This window comes from Zhongshania aquatica (genome assembly GCF_027257955.1).
GTDB lineage: Bacteria > Pseudomonadota > Gammaproteobacteria > Pseudomonadales > Spongiibacteraceae > Spongiibacter > Spongiibacter aquatica.
In genome coordinates this window covers 251,160-268,542 of record NZ_JANZNQ010000004.1, presented here as the reverse complement: position 1 = coordinate 268,542, position 17,383 = coordinate 251,160, and the positions used below count along the sequence as shown (strand labels likewise).

Here is a 17,383-nt window from a genome sequence, read left to right as displayed (position 1 = left end):
GACTGGGCAGCTCTAGCTGCCTTTTTGCGTTTTAAATCCTTTACACTGCTTTTTTACGCCGATTATTGCACTTTTAATGCACGCGGCGTACGGAGAACTGTTGATGTCACAGCCCGCACTAATGAACACCTACGGACGCCTGCCGGTAACATTTACCCGGGGCGAAGGTGTGCGACTGTTCGATACAGAGGGCAAACGCTACCTAGATTGCATTAGTGGTGTCGGCGTGAATGCACTCGGCCACGCACACCCAGCGGTTACTGAAGCGATTCAAACCCAAGCGGGTCAGCTTTTGCACACCTCTAATTTATACTCGGTGCAAAAACAGCAGCAGTTGGCAGAAGCACTGTGCGCCGTTAGCGGCATGGACAATGTGTTTTTCTCTAACTCTGGCGCCGAGGCCAACGAGGCGGCCATCAAGCTGGCACGGATGCACGGCCACAACCGCAATATAGAAATTCCACACGTGATCGTGATGGAGCAAGCATTCCACGGCCGGACGCTAGCCACCTTGACCGCATCCGGTAACCGTAAAATTCAAGTCGGCTTCGAGCCGTTGGTCCGCGGCTTTATCCGCGCGCCCTATGGCGACATCGCCGCGCTGGAAACTATCGCCCATAACAACGACAGCGTTGCCGCGGTATTGATTGAGCCTATTCAAGGTGAAGGTGGCATTCGCACACTGCCGCCGGAATACCTCGCGCAACTACGGGCGCTATGCGACAAGCACGACTGGCTATTAATGCTAGACGAAGTACAGTCTGGCAATGGCCGGACCGGCAAATACTTTGCCTACCAGCACAGCGGCATCCTGCCCGACGTGGTCGTAACGGCTAAAGGTCTTGGCAACGGTGTACCTATTGGTGCCTGCCTTGCCCACGGTAAAGCCGCATCCTTATTCCACCCCGGCAATCACGGCTCAACCTTTGGCGGCAACCCCTTGGTGTGCGCTGCAGGCCTTGCCGTGGTCAGCACCCTAACCAGCAATAATATGATTGAGCAAATCGCAGAGAGCGGTCGCTACCTAATTGCGGGCTTGAAAAAACAACTTGAATCGGCCGCGCATGTAAAAGAAGTGCGGGGCCAAGGCCTTATGGTTGGCATAGAATTGACTACGCCCTGCGCGCCGCTAGTTACACAAGCGCTGGCGAAAGGCCTACTGATCAACGTGACATCAGAGCGGGTGGTACGTTTACTACCACCACTAATTATTAACCAACAGGAAATTGATGAATTGCTCTCGATCCTTTGCCCGCTAATTTTAGCGTGGGCGGATCAGGGCAGCGCGGCGTGATGCCGGTTCAGCAGTAAAGGTAAGCCGAATGGCCTTAAGACATTTTTTGACCCTCACGGATTTGAGTCCCGCCGAACTGGAGCAATTGATCCAGCGCGCCATCGAACTCAAGGCAGAACATAAAGCCCGCAAAACCAGCGTTCAATTTCCTAATTACGTATTGGGTATGGTCTTTGAAAAGGCCTCTACCCGCACTCGCATCTCCTTTGAAGCGGGCATGGCGCACTTGGGCGGCCACGCCATTTTTCTATCGCCGCGCGACACCCAACTCGGTCGCGGCGAACCGATAGAAGACAGCGCCAAGGTTATTTCATCGATGTGCGACATTGTGATGATTCGTACCTTCGAGCACGACATTATCGAGCGCTTTGCGGCAAACTCTTCCGTGCCCGTCATCAACGCGCTCACCGACGACTACCATCCCTGCCAGCTGCTCGCCGACATTCAAACCTTTGTTGAACACCGTGGCAGCATGAAGGGTAAGCAAGTCGCCTGGATTGGCGACGGCAACAATATGTGCCAGTCTTACATTAAAGCCGCCATGATGCTGGACTTTAAATTAATGGTCGCCTGCCCAGAGGGCTTTGAACCCCGCGCCGACCTAGTAGCCGCCGCCGGCGACCACGTTGAAATCGTTCGCGACCCAGTCGATGCCGCGCGCAATTCAGATTTGTTGGTTACTGACGTGTGGGCCTCAATGGGCCAAGAAGAAGAAAAAGCAGAGCGCCGTCGCAAATTGTCTGGCTACCAAATCAATCGAACCCTGATGAATTTAGCCAACCCCGATGCGTTGTATATGCACTGTCTACCCGCCAAGCGTGGCGAAGAAATCAGTGCTGAATTAATGGATGACCCAAGCACGGTTATTTGGGATGAGGCCGAGAATCGCCTGCATGCGCAAAAGGCTTTGCTGGAGTTTCTTCTGAACGAGGCCAGCGCGTAATTTCATGTTGGGCGGCATCGTTTTGCTGGTCGGACGTCGGACGTCGGACGTCGGATGCAAAAGCGAGCGCGACTTTGTCGCGCAATGCTGCGAAATCGGTGCAGCCGAGACTTCTCGTCAGACGCCTGACATCAGACCTCAGACCACCCAGTACCTCGACCAGCCATCAGTCGCCACGGGCGCCAGAAGCTAACCCCCATGCTGCAAGTTCACGAAATCCAATGCCAATACGAAAGCGACATCGTCGTCGACAAGGTCAGCTTTCACGTTAACGACGGCGACATCTGCAGCTTACTTGGCCCCAGCGGCTGCGGCAAAACCACCATACTACGCGCCATTGCAGGCTTTCAGCCACTCAGCCACGGCAAAATTATTCTTCGCGAAAACTGTCTGAGCGAACCCAAAAAAATAATTGACCCAGAGCAGCGCAATATCGGCATGGTGTTTCAAGACTACGCCCTATTCCCTCATTTAAATGTGAAGGACAACATCCGCTTTGGTCTGCGTAAACAATCCCATACTCAGCAAAATAGCACGGTAAAGCGTCTGCTAAACCTGGTGCAATTAGAGGGTATCGCCCACCGCTACCCCCATGAGCTGTCGGGCGGGCAGCAGCAACGTGTCGCCCTTGCCCGCGCTCTTGCACCGAGCCCAGACCTACTTTTATTGGACGAGCCCTTTTCAAACTTAGATGCCGAACTGCGCAAGCGCCTCAGTCTCGAAGTGCGCGACATTCTTAAAGAACTGCACATCAGCGCGATTCTGGTCACCCACGATCAGCAGGAAGCCTTTGCCTTTAGCGATCAAATCGGCCTGCTCTCCGCTGGACAGCTCCAACAATGGGACACACCCTTCAATCTCTACCACGAACCCAGCAACCGCATTGTCGCCAACTTTATTGGCGAGGGCTGCTTTTTGCCTGGTGTCATCGGCGCCGAAGCCAACACCGTGACCACCGAACTCGGCACCCTCATGGGAAACCGCGCCTACCATTGGCCAGAGGGCACACCCGTCGAGGTGCTGCTGCGTCCCGATGATATAGTGCTGAGTGATTTTGGCGGCATTACTGCCACCATAGAAAAGAAGGTGTTTTCTGGTAGCGCCACCCTCTACACATTAAGCCTGCCCACCGGCAGCCGAGTGGAAGCACTACTGCCCAGCCATCGCGATTACGCCATTAAAGAAACCGTACAAATCAACCCCGAAGCCGACCATTTAATCATCTTCAGCCGCGAAGAATTACAGCAGGGCACTACCTAAGGTTTTAAGGTATAAAAAATCTGTTCTTATGCACAATCCGTCTACCGCCCCACAAGCCCTCTAACGCCGCCAGCAATCTCTCGGAAACCCGCATGATGTGGGCATATCAATCTTTGCACAGCTTTTGCACACCACTTACCGACACTTTATCCACAGAAAACACACAGCATCTAGTGCTTGCGAACTTAAGCAAACCGCATTATCTTGTATCCCAGCTTCAGCCAAGCCCCATATATAGGGTTTCAGCCCAACCAAAATAACAACGGATGATACATCCGCACTGAAACCACGTTTCTAGGTTATTGAGGCTTTGTACAACACCTTTTTCCCGCAATTGGGTAAAAGAGCAAGCGCAGAAAACTGCCACAGAACAATTTCAAGGACATCCAGCAAGGGCCCGGAGATATCATGCAAACCCAACAAGACAGCACCACCAGTGCCACAGGCATACCCCCGCACCAAAACAATGAAGCAGAACTTAAAGCCACAGCTCCAGGCCAATTGCGGGTAATAAAGCGCAACGGTTCCGTGGTGCCCTACACTGACGACAAAATCAGTGTTGCTATCACCAAGGCCTTTTTAGCAATAGAAGGCGGCAATGCTGCAGCATCGACTCGTATACACGAGACTGTTGCCAAGTTGACAGACCAAGTTAGCGCCACCTTTAAGCGCCGCATGCCCTCTGGCGGCACTATTCATATTGAAGAAATTCAAGACCAAGTAGAGCTAGCGCTAATGCGCAGCGGCGAACACAAAATCGCCCGTGGCTACGTCTTGTATCGCGCCGCCCGTGCTGAAGAACGCAGCCAATTAGCGCCTGTTGGCGAAAAAGTACACCCCAGCATTCGCGTTAAGCACGCCGATGGCAGCGAGTCGCCACTTGACCTAGGCCGCTTAGAATTCATCGTGCAAGAAGCCTGCGAAGGCCTTAAAGATGTCTCTGCCGCAGCCGTCCAGAAAGAAGCGCTGAAAAGCCTTTATAACGGTGTACCAGAAGATGAGGTCAATACCTCTCTGGTCATCACCGCCCGCGCCATGGTGGAAAAAGAACACAACTACAGCTTGGTCACCGCCCGCCTGCTGCTAGATAAATTGCGCGCTGAATCCTTGAGCTTTTTGAACATTGCCCAAAGTGCCACCCAGCACGACATGACCATTTACTACCCACAAGCCCTGCCCGCCTATTTAGCTAAAGGCGCTGAGCTAGAGCTACTGGACCCGCGTCTAGAAACCGAATACGACGTTGCCGCACTGGGCGCCGCCATCAAGCCTGAGCGCGATATGCAGTTCCATTATCTGGGCCTGCAAACCCTGTACGACCGCTACTTTATTCACAGCAATGAAGTGCGCATTGAATTGCCACAAATCTTCTTTATGCGTGTTGCCATGGGTTTGGCAATGAACGAAGAAGATCGCAATGCCCGCGCCATTGAGTTCTACGACCTGCTTAGCTCATTCGACTATATGAGCTCTACGCCGACGCTATTCAACGCCGGCACACTGCGTCCACAGCTGTCTTCATGCTACCTGACCACTGTGCCAGACGATCTGCACGGCATTTACGGTGCCATTCAAGACAACGCCATGCTGTCTAAATTTGCCGGCGGCCTGGGTAATGACTGGACACCGGTTCGCGGCTTGGGCGCTTACATCAAAGGCACCAACGGCAAATCACAAGGTGTTGTGCCCTTCTTAAAAGTGGTTAACGATACCGCCGTGGCAGTAAACCAAGGCGGCAAACGCAAAGGCGCGGTATGTGCTTATTTAGAAAGCTGGCACATCGACGTTGAAGAATTCCTTGAGCTGCGCAAGAACACCGGTGATGACCGTCGTCGTACCCACGACATGAACACCGCCAACTGGATTCCTGACTTGTTCATGAAGCGGGTTTTCCAAGACGGCGAGTGGACCCTGTTCTCACCAAACAACGTACCTGATCTTCATGACCTGTATGGCAAAGCCTTCGAAACGCGCTTTGAAGAATACGAGGCCATGACTCGCACCGGTGAAATCAAACTATTCAAACGCGTAAAAGCGGCCGACCTATGGCGCAAAATTCTGTCTATGTTGTTTGAAACAGGCCACCCATGGATTACCTTTAAAGACCCATGCAACCTGCGTAGTCCTCAGCAGCACGTTGGCGTGGTTCACTCATCTAACCTGTGTACAGAAATCACCCTGAACACCAGCAAAGATGAAATCGCCGTTTGTAACCTCGGCTCGGTTAACCTAGCCCAGCACATTGGCGACAACGGCCTAGATCTAGTCAAACTAGAGAAAACCGTTAAAACCGCAGTACGTATGCTCGATAACGTCATCGACATTAACTACTACAGCGTGCCACAAGCGAAAAACTCAAACTTCAAACACCGCCCTGTTGGTCTGGGTTTGATGGGTTTCCAAGACGCGCTATACAAGCAACACATTCCCTACTCGTCTGACGAGGCCGTGGAATTTGCCGACCGCTCAATGGAAGCCATCAGCTACTACGCGATTAAATCTTCAAGCGACTTGGCAGTAGAGCGCGGCGCTTACCAAAGCTACGAAGGCTCACTGTGGAGCCGTGGCATTCTGCCTATCGACTCTGTCGGCATCTTGGTAGAAGAGCGCGGCGCGGACTACATCGAAGTAGATCGCAGCGAAACACTAGACTGGAACAGTCTACGCGCCATCGTGAAAGCACAGGGTATGCGTAACTCAAACGTGATGGCGATTGCGCCTACCGCAACCATTGCGAATATCACTGGCGTGTCACAGTCTATTGAGCCGACTTACCAAAACCTGTACGTGAAATCGAACCTGTCTGGTGAGTTCACTGTAGTGAACCCCTACTTGTTAAAAGACCTAAAAGAACGCGGCCTTTGGGACGCGGTCATGGTCAACGATCTCAAATACTACGAAGGTTCGGTGAGCAAAATCGACCGTATTCCAGACGATCTGAAAGCGCTGTACGCCACCGCATTTGAAGTTGAGCCGCGCTGGTTGGTAGACGCCGCAAGCCGCCGTCAAAAATGGTTGGACCAAGCCCAATCGCTAAACCTATACATCGCTGGCGCATCTGGCAAAAAGCTCGACATCACCTACCGCATGGCATGGTACCGTGGCCTCAAAACCACTTACTACCTCCGCGCATTGGCCGCTAGCTCCACCGAGAAATCAACGGTTTCTCAAGGCTCAATGAACAAGGTATCGTCACAATCAGCACCAAAAGCAGCCGCCACCGCGTCTGCCGCTGCACCGCAAGCTGCGCCGGTTCCACTGGCCTGCTCGCTGGACGATCCAGACTGCGAAGCCTGTCAATAAGTGCGCAGGGGCCGCTGGCCCCTTGGTTGGACGCCGGATGTCTGGCGTCTGACGAAAAATACAAAGCAACACACATAAAGAATTGAGGTTATAAAATGTTAAGTTGGGACGATTTCGACAAAGACGAAGCACCCGCAAAAGCGCCGGCTGCCAAACCCCAAGCACCAACAACCGCCGAGCCCGTCATTAGCGCGGCACTGAACACCATGAACAGCGAAGACGGCGTCAGCATCGCTGATCAAACCGTACTCGAAAAAGCCAATGCCGCTATCGAACACCTAGACGTTGCCGCCGGTTTAGAAGAACTGGAAATGGGCGCCGCGCGTCTGCGCGTAGAAGACAAGCGCATCATCAACTGCCACCTAGACCTAAACCAACTCGTACCATTTAAATACGACTGGGCATGGCAGAAATACCTCGACGGCTGCGCCAACCACTGGATGCCGCAAGAAGTGAACATGACCGCCGACATCGCCATGTGGAAAAACTCAGAAGGTCTAACCGACGACGAGCGCCGCATTATCATGCGCTCACTGGGCTACTTCTCAACCGCCGACTCGCTGGTTGCCAACAACCTCGTATTAGCGGTGTATCGCCACATCACCAACCCAGAGTGCCGCCAATACCTGTTGCGCCAAGCCTTTGAAGAAGCCATCCACACCCACGCCTACCAATACTGCGTAGAGTCTTTGGGCATGGACGAAGCCGAAGTCTTCAATATGTACCGCGAACTGCCCTCCATCGCCAAAAAGGCCGCGTGGAGCCTGCAACACACCCACGCACTGGGCGACCCAACATTCCACACCGGCACCCCAGAAGCCGACCAGGAACTGCTTCGCAACCTGATTGGCTTCTATGCGGTAACAGAAGGCATCTTCTTCTACTGTGGCTTCACCCAAATACTGTCTATGGGCCGCCGCAACAAAATGACCGGCATCGCCGAACAGTTCCAGTACATACTCCGCGACGAGTCTATGCACCTGAACTTCGGCATCGACATGATCAACCAGATCAAACTAGAAAACCCACACCTCTGGAGCGAAAAATTCCAAGGCGAAGTCACCCAAATGATCGTTGAAGGCATGCAGCTAGAAATCGAATACGCCCGCGACTCAATGCCACGCGGCGTACTCGGCATGAACTCCGCCATGATGGAAGAATACCTCCAGTTCATCGCCAACCGCCGCCTAAGCCAACTCGGCTTAAAAGAACAATTCCCTGGCGCGCAAAACCCATTCCCATGGATGAGCGAGATTATGGATTTGCGTAAGGAGAAAAACTTCTTTGAAACGCGGGTGATTGAGTATCAGACTGGTGGGGCGTTGACTTGGTAGTGTAAGCAACCATCGGCAATTCTCACTAGAGAGACATTTTGTCACTAGCAATGATTCCCGAAGGCCGCTATTTAGCGGCCTTCTTCACTTAAAAAGACTGGTATTGGCGGACAGATCTACAGTACTGAAAATCATTCAAGTGCGCGTATATCATAAATCAAAGACTTGACCCCACTGATCCCTAAGTGGTGATGCCCTCGCAAAATGGCGACTGATTAGAAGCCCCTGTGCGAAAGTGTCGGGGCTTTTCACGTTTTGACCATATCTTTGCTCACCCACTATCAATCTAAATTGTTGTTTTTACTAGCATCAGGGTTTGAAACTGGTGTATCAACGCCATTGATCTTGCGTACATGATAATTATCGTACCCACCGCTCTTGATCTCTCTTACAAACTGAGCTCTAGACATATCTTTATCTTTGAAATTGTCATGAAACTGCTGATTACGGCCGCTATGCGACTCTTTAGTAACCGAAACTCGCTTTCTAGCCATATCAGTACCCTCTTAAATTGCCATTACGTATGATCCTAGCATCAAAACTTGATAAACGAAATAAATAAGGATAAAATTCCGCTTAACTAAATCAACAGGTGTGCAACTGATGGAATCAAGTCTCAAAAATCGCCTCGTTAGATACATCACCTCAAATGTAGGCAAAGACTTATTCTTATCCGTTGAGGACGCTATCCGTACGGCTTACGCCAAAGCTCATCATAGCGCTGTAGAGGACTGCAAAAACACAAGCCCCAATCGATTGAGGTCATACCAAAGACGTTACTATGTTGATGACGCTTTAGCTGGCGTACTCGCCGAGGGTAGCCCCTCTGTGTTACAGACTGTTCCGAAGGGTGAGCAGTATATTGTAATTTGCGCGGGGAACATCACCCTGAGCCATATCGAACTTCATCAAAATCAATGGGCACGCCCAGCAAGACACAGAAGTATGTTGAGCCAGAAGAACGCCATACTAGAACCCACTACATATGATTTTTTTAAAGCTCCGCCACCAAAGATGGATGATGCACTTCATGTCGTAGCCGTTGTCCTTCATCCTGGAGCCGCAGGTAAAGATCAGTCACAACCAGCTGAAATTCTAATAACAGTACCGTACACCGACTGGCTCGGTTACCACCTTGAAATACCATTGAAAGAATTAATTAAAGAATACGGCCAAGAGGCTAACGCAGCTTCAATGCAAGTAGACCTCGCTTGGCCAAGGTTACGTAATGACCTACAAAAAGAAGAAAAGCGGTCGAGTGATAAATCGGAGTAGAAATTATGAGAACCGGCGTAAGTGGTTTCCAGCCTGATCGATTAATTCAGGCTCGAGAATCGCTTGGGATTACAAGGGTCGCATTAGCGGCCCTTGTTGGTGTTTCTCAGGCGACAATATCAAACTGGGAAAAAGGCAATCAAGCCCCCGAAGAGGACAAACTTAGATCATTAAGTGGCGCGGTTAAATTTCCAGTAAACTGGTTTTTAAAAGACGTTCCTGACCATGGAGAAAAGCCCTATTTTTATCGTTCACTAGCAAGTGCCACCAAGGTTGCTAGAGACATGGCGAGAGTACGGCTCGATTTGGTCGCTGAACTTGCCACCACATTGGCCAAATGGGTGAGCTGGCCTAACGTTAACATTCCATCTATTTCAGAAGGCCGCTTCCTCACGATCACTGACTCAGAAATTGAGGCTCTTGCTCTGGAGTGCAGAAAAGCTTGGGGACTAGGGCTAGGACCGATTGAGGACGTGGTTCTTGCAATCGAAAATGCCGGTGTAATTTTTGCCAGAGATGAACTTGGCTATTTGAAAATGGATGGCGTTTCACACTGGAGCCAACTAGATGGCCGGCCATATGTCTTTGTGTCTTCTGACAAAGCGAATGGAATTCGAAACAGGTTTGACGCAGCTCATGAGCTTGGACATTTAGTACTTCATCGCAATGTCGATGACGCAACATTTCGCTCTAAAGAATACTACAAACAGATAGAGCGGCAAGCAGACTTGTTTGCTGGATGTTTTCTTCTTCCTGCAGAATCGTTTGCGTCTGAAGTTAGCTGGCCAACGCTTGAAACGCTATTGTCGCTGAAGCCACGCTGGAAGGTCTCCGTCGCGGCAATGGTAATGCGTTGTTATCAGTTGGATATTATAGATGACGATCAAAAGCTAAGGCTTTTCAAAGGGCGCTCAGCAAGAGGATGGATAAGAGGCGAACCATACGATGATCAAATTTGGCTTGAGCAACCTCGCCTACTCAATAGAGCAGTCAAAATGTTGGTAGACCAGAAGGTACACACTAAACCGGATCTCGCTCATCAGCTTGGACTTCCTGAGTACCTTCTTGAAACCCTATGCGGCCTTGAGTCAGGGTACTTTTCGCATGAAACCCAAGTAAACAACTTGGTTGAACTGAAGGTCTCTTTTAAAGATAGTAAAAACAAACCTTCTAATAGCAATCAGGGTAGTGTTGTTCAATTTCCAAAGCCGAAATGATTCGGCTTTGCGTCATCTGCGTCCAATTTCGTACCCACGTACTCAGCATCCAGTATCAATGGGGTCAGAGTCGAATAGCACTAAGTTAAGCTTGTTTAGGCGCCGGCTCAACCGAGAGGGTCAGGTCTTTGATTTATGATTCAAACCCAAAGATCAGATCATCCTATGGATGGCCATGAGCTCATGGAACCAATGGGGTCAGAATCATTGAAATCGATGAAACCATTGTCGAATGGCCGCTAAGTTAAAGCAGTAAGCACTAGACTGTGGCATGTTAAATTACCGCTACTTTTTTCAACTAAAATTGAATGATATAACTCTATTGATTTATTTGCACTCTTTTGAGAATCAGTGAGGTTCAAGTCTTTAATTTAAGACTTAAATCCAAAATCAAATATCTAATCAGACTATGATGATCATGAACACCCGTCTAAGTCAGAGCTACCTTTCAAGATTCTGAAAGCGTCTACCTAGTCCCGACTTGCTACGACCTAAAACTTAAGCTTCCGGCTGGTTTAGTAGAACTTTGAAACGACCTACCTATCGCTGGCGACTTAGGCATCCCGTTATTTGTCGTTAGTGCAATGGCGCGCAATTTAATTTTGGCGCATGGCTACGATGCATAAGCAGTCGAGCAATCACTTAAGTAAAGAGCTATTCGATCAACCGAATCAACTTATTCGGCTCGTCAAGCAAATACCTAGCTATGACTTTAGCAAACCTGATGACTGACTAAGCAGTTTCGCTAAACCTTTTCAAGATAATAGTAAAATATAAAGATGCCGCGCTTCCGCCACCAATTCCGCAGCAAGGTCGACTCTCGAAAAATTAAATTTGAATTACTAGATATAACTCTACACTTTATTAGCGAAATACCATAAATTCTATGAGCTAACGGACTTTAATATATTTCTGAAATATAAAACTCATGAGAAAGACCATCGATTTCTGGTTTGATTTCGCCAGTACTTACAGCTACCCCGCAATTCTTCGTGTTAACAATATGGCTACCGCATCCGGTATATCGGTGCACTGGCGTCCGTTTCTACTTAGTGCCGTTTTCAAAGAACAAGGCTTAAACGATTCGCCCTTCAATGTTTACCCTGAAAAGGGGCGTTACATGTGGCGAGATATGGAACGTATTTGCGAAGCAGAGAGCCTTCCCTTTAAACGACCTAGCATGTTTCCGCGAAATGGATTATTGGCAAGTAGAGTAGCGTGCCTATTTGAAAGTGCACCATGGATATTCGATTTCATTCAACAGGTGTTTATTGCTAACTTTTATGGCGACGCTGATATATCTGATACCAAGGTGATTTCGCGAATTTTGGCGTCTTTAAATTTGGATAGCCAAGACATACTTAGCCAGTCTAATACCGAAGAGGCCAAGCAAAAACTCCGAATCCAAACTGAGTTAGCGCAGTCTACCGGCATCTTTGGCGCGCCAACGCTAATGATAGGCAATGAAATGTTTTGGGGGCGTGATCGAGTTGAGCAAGCCATTGGCTTTGCATTAGGTACATACCCCTAACACCGCTTGTTTAGCTTCTGCATTTGAGCTCTACACATTCGAAGTGGTATTAGCGTCATCTTTTCCTGCAACTAATATAAATCTACCGCTTGACCCCGCTTTTCGTGATACCAGATATGGGGCGTACTGTTCACTTTCATAGAATGTGTACGCAGCCTCTTTTGACGGGAACTCGATAATCAGCGATATATTTTTTACACACTCATCACCCTCCAATAATTCCGCGTCAGATGTTCTTGCAAGGTATTTTCCGCCAGCCGCTTCGACAAGCTTAGTTACATACTTAGCATATGATGCAACCCAGTCGGTGCTATGAATAGTTATTTCAGCAACAGCATAATACTTCACTTTATACCTCTCTTAGTCATACGGTCATTCAAGCAATCCCAGCAACTCACGCACAGAAAATAAATTAACCCCGATATTTCTCATCTCCTCCTCCCCTTTTGGGTACAACTGAGAGACTGCGTCAGTAAGCAAGCCAAGCCGAAAATCGCGCTCACTTGCTTGATAAATACTGCTTCGCGGGCAGTTAGGGTAGTTACAGCCTATGAAAATTAAACTGTCTATATCACGTGCTTTTAGGAACTGCTCTAATTTCGTTTGATAAAAAGCACCCCAGCGCGGCTTATAAAAGACATACTCATTACTAGCTATTTGCTGAGCCTCACCCCGTAACAATTTTTCAGCATCTAGCGTGATGTCCGGCTGCGGTTTCAAGCTATCAACAATCTCTGCTCCATCACTATGAGGCAAGACGATACTCGCACCGCCTTCAATGGCAGCCCGTCGGCACAAATCAACATTTGAGCCGTCGGCCTTATATATGCGAATAACATGGGCAATAGGCAAGCCTTTAGCGCGATAAGCCTGCACAGCCTCTTGCATTGCAGGCACGACAGCCAAGGTTCCTGAAATTTTTGCTGCTCCGTGCTCAAGAACAAAATCATTTTGCATATCGATAATGATTAATGCACTGCGCTTTATATTTATGCTCGTATAGTTGTGCATATCGTTTAAACTCCCGCAAATTCAAACGCTATTTTTCTATCGTCATGATGGTGCCAGTCATTGTCGCCACTGGCTTTTGCTCTCCAAGCTCCGCACTATGCAATGTCGCCTCTACTACCGATATACTTCGCCCAGCCTTTACCACATGGGCGCTCGCCGTAAAGTGGCTCCCTTTTGCTGGTCTTAGTAAATTCACTTTGAACTCTACGGTAAGCACATCTGCCTTGGCCGACATCAAGGTATAAGCAGCGTAACCGCAGGCACTATCTAGCACAGTGCTGATAATTCCGGCATGAATAAAGCCCTTCTGCTGCGTGAATATTTCATTAAACGGGAAGCTAATTGACACCCGCCCAGGTGAATCGATTGTCAATTTTGCATCCAAGGTTTTCATTACAGCTTGACGCGAAAAGCTTGCCGCCGTTCTATCTTTATAATGTTCGTCTTGTACTTTCATATATGCATTTCCATTACTGTAAGCTGTCAGGCTTGGTATTGAAGTTGAGCTAATATTTCCCAGATTGCTGGCACCACAGACAAAGCAAGCACGGTGCCCATCACTTTGTTCATTACCAACATACCTCGCACCGAACTAACTGAAGATTTTGCGGAATGCCCCACTAATAGCCAAAATCCCATACAAGCAAGTGTCGCAAATAGAAATACGCCGGCAATACTCAGAATTTCAACAATCCCAGCACCCGACGGGGTATACGTTGATATGCCACCTATCGCAATGACCCAAGCCTTTGGGTTAATCCATTGAAACAACATACCGCCGGTAAACGACGAGGGGATGATAGTTGATTTAATATTAACGTCATCTTCTTGTGTCGCAATTTTGTATGCCAACATGAGCAAGTAAGTAATGCCAAGTATCTTCAGCACCTCATGCAGTATCGGGTAAACATGAAAAGCCTCACCCAAACCAACACCAGATATAATGAATAAAATGGGGAATCCAACGCAAATCCCCAAATATACGGGAAGTGTTTTCCGGACACCCTTATGCAAAACAGAATTAAATACGATCACATTATTTGGCCCCGGTGTAATAACCGAGGCGACAGCAAACATAAAAACAGGGAGCAAGGACGTCATACTTGCTCCGGCATAAATATCAAATCAGTTACGCCAAACTCTACGCCGAGCTGAGACAACCCAGCACTTATCTGCCCTCGATGATGAGTTTGGTGATTAAAAAAATGAACAATAGCTTTAGCCAAATCCACGTCCCGAGTTTCCTTGTTGGCTAGGCTACAGTAATACAATCGCTCAGGAAGAGCTGATGCCGACAGTTTTTTCGCCCATACGAGAATATCTCGATCGATGCGGAATCTTGCCTCTGTCATCTGCGCAAAATTCTCATAGAGCCTTTGGGTAAGGCTACTAACTGGCGCTTGCTTTTCGTTAAATCTCGCCATCCACATCAAGTCGCACACAAGCAAATGATTTAAAGTATTGTCTATTGAACCAAAGAATAATCCGCAGTTCGCTTTACGCTGATCATCACTCAAGCCAGCACAAATGGCGTAGATCTTATCGTTCATCCATTGATTATATGTCGCCATGCTTATCGCGTAGCTATGTATGTCAAACATCATACCCTCTCCACAAAGCACTCTGCTTTAATCAACGCCTGATATCCCGCCAACATGCTCTGATAATACGCACCTGGGCATTGGGCAATTATCCGGCCGTCAATCTGTCGTACAGGAATAAGCCTCGCACCACTTCCGCAAATAAAGCATTCATCAGCATTGTACAGATCGTAAGTTGTCAGAGACTGTTCGCGGTGCGGGATCTGCTTATCTGCAGCTAGGGATAGAATAATTTCACGGCTTATTCCTTCTAATGCACCATCCGTAATAGGTGGCGTAAGCAAATTGCCACCCGACACAATGAAAATATTCTCAGCACTGCACTCCGCGACAAAACCAAATTGATTGAGCAGAATCGCCTCATCAACGCCGGCGGCATTTGCCTCTGCCCGCGCAAGAATAGAATGCAAATAATTCAAGGATTTCACTCTGGAGTCGAGACCTGTGCCAACCGCTCGCTTAACACTACTGGTAATCAAGCTAACGCCTCGTTGCCGAGTATCGTCACTAACCAATGACAAAGACGCCGGAATTATGAAAACGTTAGGACTAACGCAATGTCGGGGATTTAATCCCATATCGCCTTCACCACGCGTAACCAATAACCGCAGGTAACCGTCAGGCATATTTGATTGCTCAATACACTCGGCTATTCCAGCCTGTAACTCATCGTCACTATAAGAAATTTGAATATCCAGCGCGCTAAGCGACCGACGTAAACGCGACAAATGTCGGCCTAGGCGAAAAGGCTGTCCGCCATAAAATCGCAAACCCTCAAAACATCCATCGCCGTAAAGAAGACCATGATCGTATATCGGCACCACTGCATGCTCAGCACCAACCACTGCGCCATTTTTCCAACAAAGTGGCTTAACTTGTTTGGCTGTAACTGTGTGGGCGTGATGCATTTACTTCTACCTCGATTAATTTGTTGTGCTGACGATAATCAACAGACGCGCAGCTATTGCCGCTTAGATACAGGCAGTGTAATCTGATAACGAAATGGGTACAGATACAGTTAAGTACATATTTTAGGGGCACAGATAGTGGCGATCACAACACCGCAACTACACCGCTACGAGGAAGTTGCCGAACAGCTCATGAAGCTCATTCAATCTGGGCATTACAAAGCAAATGAAAAAATCCCAGGAACTCGCTTACTAGCGGAACACTACAATGTGAGTGTGAATACGATTCTTCAGGCACAGAAGCTACTAGAAAACCAAGGTTTAATAGAGGCCGTGCCACGCTCGGGATTTTTTGTAAAATGGCGAAGCACTCCCGCGCAAGAACTCGTAAAAAGCCAACCCAAAACGTCGCTAAAGCCAACACTCATCCAACGTCAACGACTAGCATTAGATTTAATTCAGTCCACTGGTAGCAAGAAGCTCATTCAACTAGGCGCAGCCCTCCCTCACGAAAGCTATTTCCCAGCGCAAGCCCTACATCGCATTGCGGCTAAAGTTGCCAGAACACAAGCCAACGGATTACTAAGATACGAAGTACCACCGGGACTGCCATCGCTATGCCAAGCCTTAGCCCACCGAATGACGGGATACGGCTGTGACGTGGATGCATCAGACGTGCTAATTACCAACGGCTGCCACGAGTCATTGAGTATCGCGCTAAAATGTGTAGCTGACCCCGGCGACGTCGTTTTATTGGAATCGCCAACCTACTACGGCCTATTACAAGCGGTCGATACCTTAGGCCTGCGGGCCATAGAAATCCCCTGCCACCCAGAATCTGGTATTGATTTAAAGAAAGTAAATGACGCCTGCCAAAAATGGGACGTTAAGGCCTGTATCGTCGTTAGTAACTTTAGCAACCCACTTGGCAGCTGCCCAAGCACTGACGAAAAGCAACATCTCTTATCGCTGCTTCAGAAACATAATGTTCCACTGGTAGAGGATGACATCTACGGAGATCTAGCCTTCGACGGGCATCGACCAAGCCCATATAAAAGTTTTGACACCACCGGCGAAGTACTCTATTGCAACTCATTCTCCAAATCGGTATCGCCCGGTTTACGGGTCGGATGGCTATCACCGGGACGATATATAGAAAAAGCGAGCTACCTTAAATTTACTCAGAATATTGCAAGCTCAAGCCTCAACCAAATGATGCTTGACGAGTATCTACGCAACGGCAACATGGACAAGCATATACGCAAAATACGTCGGCACTACGCAGCAAATATAAGTCAATGTATCGACCTTATAAAATCAAACTTTCCTGACGGAACCAGAACCTCTCAACCCAGAGGCGGGTTTGTTCTATGGATTCAACTACCCGAAAAATTCGACACCACAGTGCTTTACAAAAATGCGCTGGAACACAAAATAAGTATCGCTCCCGGATTTCTATTCTCAAGCGACCAACGATTTAAAAATTATTTTAGAATCAACTGTGCATTACCATGGGAAACAATGCTAGAACCGGCTATACGGCTCTTAGGAAAAATATTATCTTAAGTCCGTGGGTACACAAATAATTTTGTTCTAGCTACCAGAATATGAGATTTTATAACCCATCGCCTTGTAGCTTTTTTCCGTTTTTTTGAACATGCGCTGAAGCATCGGCAGGGCAAAATCAGCATAGTCGAGGATGGTCA

16 protein-coding genes are annotated in these 17,383 nt (G+C 48.5%); 9 read left to right on the top strand and 7 right to left on the bottom strand.

Going from position 1 to position 17,383, the window contains the following annotated elements; all coding sequences use genetic code 11:
- The first annotated feature begins 103 nt into the window (after positions 1-103).
- The 5 genes from O9X78_RS06045 (at position 104) to O9X78_RS06025 (ending at position 8,134) form a co-directional block, all read left to right on the top strand.
- On the top strand, positions 104-1,294 hold the full coding sequence (locus O9X78_RS06045; RefSeq protein ID WP_269618717.1) for an acetylornithine transaminase: 1,191 nt from the start codon (positions 104-106) through the stop codon (positions 1,292-1,294).
- A 28-nt stretch (positions 1,295-1,322) separates the two neighbouring features.
- Positions 1,323-2,237, top strand: a complete 915-nt coding sequence (argF, locus tag O9X78_RS06040) for an ornithine carbamoyltransferase (protein WP_269618716.1) — start codon at positions 1,323-1,325, stop codon at positions 2,235-2,237.
- Between the two features lie 198 nt (positions 2,238-2,435).
- Entirely contained in the window at positions 2,436-3,497 is a 1,062-nt protein-coding gene (locus O9X78_RS06035; protein WP_269618715.1) for an ABC transporter ATP-binding protein, read from the top strand.
- 408 nt (positions 3,498-3,905) lie between these two features.
- A complete protein-coding gene (locus O9X78_RS06030; protein WP_269618714.1) occupies positions 3,906-6,800 on the top strand; it encodes a ribonucleoside-diphosphate reductase subunit alpha in 2,895 nt (964 codons plus the stop codon).
- Positions 6,801-6,895: 95 nt separating this feature from the next.
- Positions 6,896-8,134, top strand: a complete 1,239-nt coding sequence (locus tag O9X78_RS06025; RefSeq protein WP_269618713.1) for a ribonucleotide-diphosphate reductase subunit beta — start codon at positions 6,896-6,898, stop codon at positions 8,132-8,134.
- Positions 8,135-8,415: 281 nt separating this feature from the next.
- On the opposite strand, the gene O9X78_RS06020 is transcribed toward O9X78_RS06025, so the two are convergent.
- Complete coding sequence (locus tag O9X78_RS06020) at positions 8,416-8,628, bottom strand: hypothetical protein (RefSeq protein WP_269618712.1); 213 nt, start codon at positions 8,626-8,628, stop codon at positions 8,416-8,418.
- A 109-nt stretch (positions 8,629-8,737) separates the two neighbouring features.
- Here O9X78_RS06020 and O9X78_RS06015 point away from each other — a divergent pair, with 109 nt between their 5' ends.
- The 3 genes from O9X78_RS06015 to O9X78_RS06005 all read left to right on the top strand — a co-directional run bounded on the left by O9X78_RS06015 (position 8,738) and on the right by O9X78_RS06005 (position 12,157).
- A complete protein-coding gene (locus O9X78_RS06015; RefSeq protein ID WP_269618711.1) occupies positions 8,738-9,409 on the top strand; it encodes a hypothetical protein in 672 nt (223 codons plus the stop codon).
- Positions 9,410-9,414: 5 nt separating this feature from the next.
- Positions 9,415-10,626 carry a helix-turn-helix domain-containing protein gene (locus tag O9X78_RS06010; RefSeq protein WP_269618710.1) on the top strand — a complete coding sequence of 404 codons (1,212 nt, stop codon included), beginning with the start codon at positions 9,415-9,417 and terminating at the stop codon, positions 10,624-10,626.
- A 928-nt stretch (positions 10,627-11,554) separates the two neighbouring features.
- Positions 11,555-12,157 (top strand): 2-hydroxychromene-2-carboxylate isomerase, encoded by a 603-nt coding sequence (locus tag O9X78_RS06005; protein WP_269618709.1) that lies wholly within the window; start codon positions 11,555-11,557, stop codon positions 12,155-12,157.
- A gap of 30 nt (positions 12,158-12,187) precedes the next feature.
- Here the strand turns inward: O9X78_RS06005 and O9X78_RS06000 are convergent, their stop codons facing one another.
- Genes O9X78_RS06000 through O9X78_RS05975 form a run of 6 tightly spaced genes read right to left on the bottom strand, consistent with a single transcriptional unit; the run spans position 12,188 to position 15,677 of the window.
- Positions 12,188-12,505 carry a DUF1330 domain-containing protein gene (locus tag O9X78_RS06000; RefSeq protein WP_269618708.1) on the bottom strand — a complete coding sequence of 106 codons (318 nt, stop codon included), beginning with the start codon at positions 12,503-12,505 and terminating at the stop codon, positions 12,188-12,190.
- Positions 12,506-12,529: 24 nt separating this feature from the next.
- Positions 12,530-13,168 carry a cysteine hydrolase family protein gene (locus tag O9X78_RS05995; RefSeq protein ID WP_269618707.1) on the bottom strand — a complete coding sequence of 213 codons (639 nt, stop codon included), beginning with the start codon at positions 13,166-13,168 and terminating at the stop codon, positions 12,530-12,532.
- 28 nt (positions 13,169-13,196) lie between these two features.
- Positions 13,197-13,625, bottom strand: a complete 429-nt coding sequence (locus O9X78_RS05990; RefSeq protein ID WP_269618706.1) for a PaaI family thioesterase — start codon at positions 13,623-13,625, stop codon at positions 13,197-13,199.
- Between the two features lie 26 nt (positions 13,626-13,651).
- Entirely contained in the window at positions 13,652-14,269 is a 618-nt protein-coding gene (locus O9X78_RS05985; protein WP_269618705.1) for a LysE family translocator, read from the bottom strand.
- Positions 14,266-14,772, bottom strand: coding sequence for a DinB family protein (locus O9X78_RS05980; RefSeq protein WP_269618704.1), 507 nt, complete (start codon positions 14,770-14,772; stop codon positions 14,266-14,268). The genes O9X78_RS05985 and O9X78_RS05980 overlap by 4 nt, the downstream gene beginning before the upstream one ends.
- Positions 14,769-15,677, bottom strand: coding sequence for an aminotransferase class IV (locus O9X78_RS05975; protein ID WP_269618703.1), 909 nt, complete (start codon positions 15,675-15,677; stop codon positions 14,769-14,771). The genes O9X78_RS05980 and O9X78_RS05975 overlap by 4 nt, the downstream gene beginning before the upstream one ends.
- 138 nt (positions 15,678-15,815) lie before the next feature.
- On the opposite strand from O9X78_RS05975, the gene O9X78_RS05970 reads away from it, so the two are divergent.
- A complete protein-coding gene (locus tag O9X78_RS05970; protein ID WP_269618702.1) occupies positions 15,816-17,243 on the top strand; it encodes an aminotransferase-like domain-containing protein in 1,428 nt (475 codons plus the stop codon).
- Positions 17,244-17,383 lie beyond the last annotated feature (140 nt).

Bases quoted from the DNA above. Each gene is read 5' to 3' on its own strand.
- O9X78_RS05975 (WP_269618703.1), bottom strand. From the start codon at position 15,677: ATGCATCACGCCCACACAGTTACAGCCAAACAAGTTAAGCCACTTTGT.
- O9X78_RS06045 (WP_269618717.1), top strand. From the start codon at position 104: ATGTCACAGCCCGCACTAATGAACACCTACGGACGCCTGCCGGTAACA.
- O9X78_RS05985 (WP_269618705.1), bottom strand. From the start codon at position 14,269: ATGACGTCCTTGCTCCCTGTTTTTATGTTTGCTGTCGCCTCGGTTATT.
- O9X78_RS05980 (WP_269618704.1), bottom strand. From the start codon at position 14,772: ATGATGTTTGACATACATAGCTACGCGATAAGCATGGCGACATATAAT.
- O9X78_RS05995 (WP_269618707.1), bottom strand. From the start codon at position 13,168: ATGCACAACTATACGAGCATAAATATAAAGCGCAGTGCATTAATCATT.
- O9X78_RS06015 (WP_269618711.1), top strand. From the start codon at position 8,738: ATGGAATCAAGTCTCAAAAATCGCCTCGTTAGATACATCACCTCAAAT.
- O9X78_RS06010 (WP_269618710.1), top strand. From the start codon at position 9,415: ATGAGAACCGGCGTAAGTGGTTTCCAGCCTGATCGATTAATTCAGGCT.
- O9X78_RS06025 (WP_269618713.1), top strand. From the start codon at position 6,896: ATGTTAAGTTGGGACGATTTCGACAAAGACGAAGCACCCGCAAAAGCG.
- O9X78_RS05990 (WP_269618706.1), bottom strand. From the start codon at position 13,625: ATGAAAGTACAAGACGAACATTATAAAGATAGAACGGCGGCAAGCTTT.
- O9X78_RS06005 (WP_269618709.1), top strand. From the start codon at position 11,555: ATGAGAAAGACCATCGATTTCTGGTTTGATTTCGCCAGTACTTACAGC.
- O9X78_RS06035 (WP_269618715.1), top strand. From the start codon at position 2,436: ATGCTGCAAGTTCACGAAATCCAATGCCAATACGAAAGCGACATCGTC.
- O9X78_RS06020 (WP_269618712.1), bottom strand. From the start codon at position 8,628: ATGGCTAGAAAGCGAGTTTCGGTTACTAAAGAGTCGCATAGCGGCCGT.
- O9X78_RS06030 (WP_269618714.1), top strand. From the start codon at position 3,906: ATGCAAACCCAACAAGACAGCACCACCAGTGCCACAGGCATACCCCCG.
- argF (WP_269618716.1), top strand. From the start codon at position 1,323: ATGGCCTTAAGACATTTTTTGACCCTCACGGATTTGAGTCCCGCCGAA.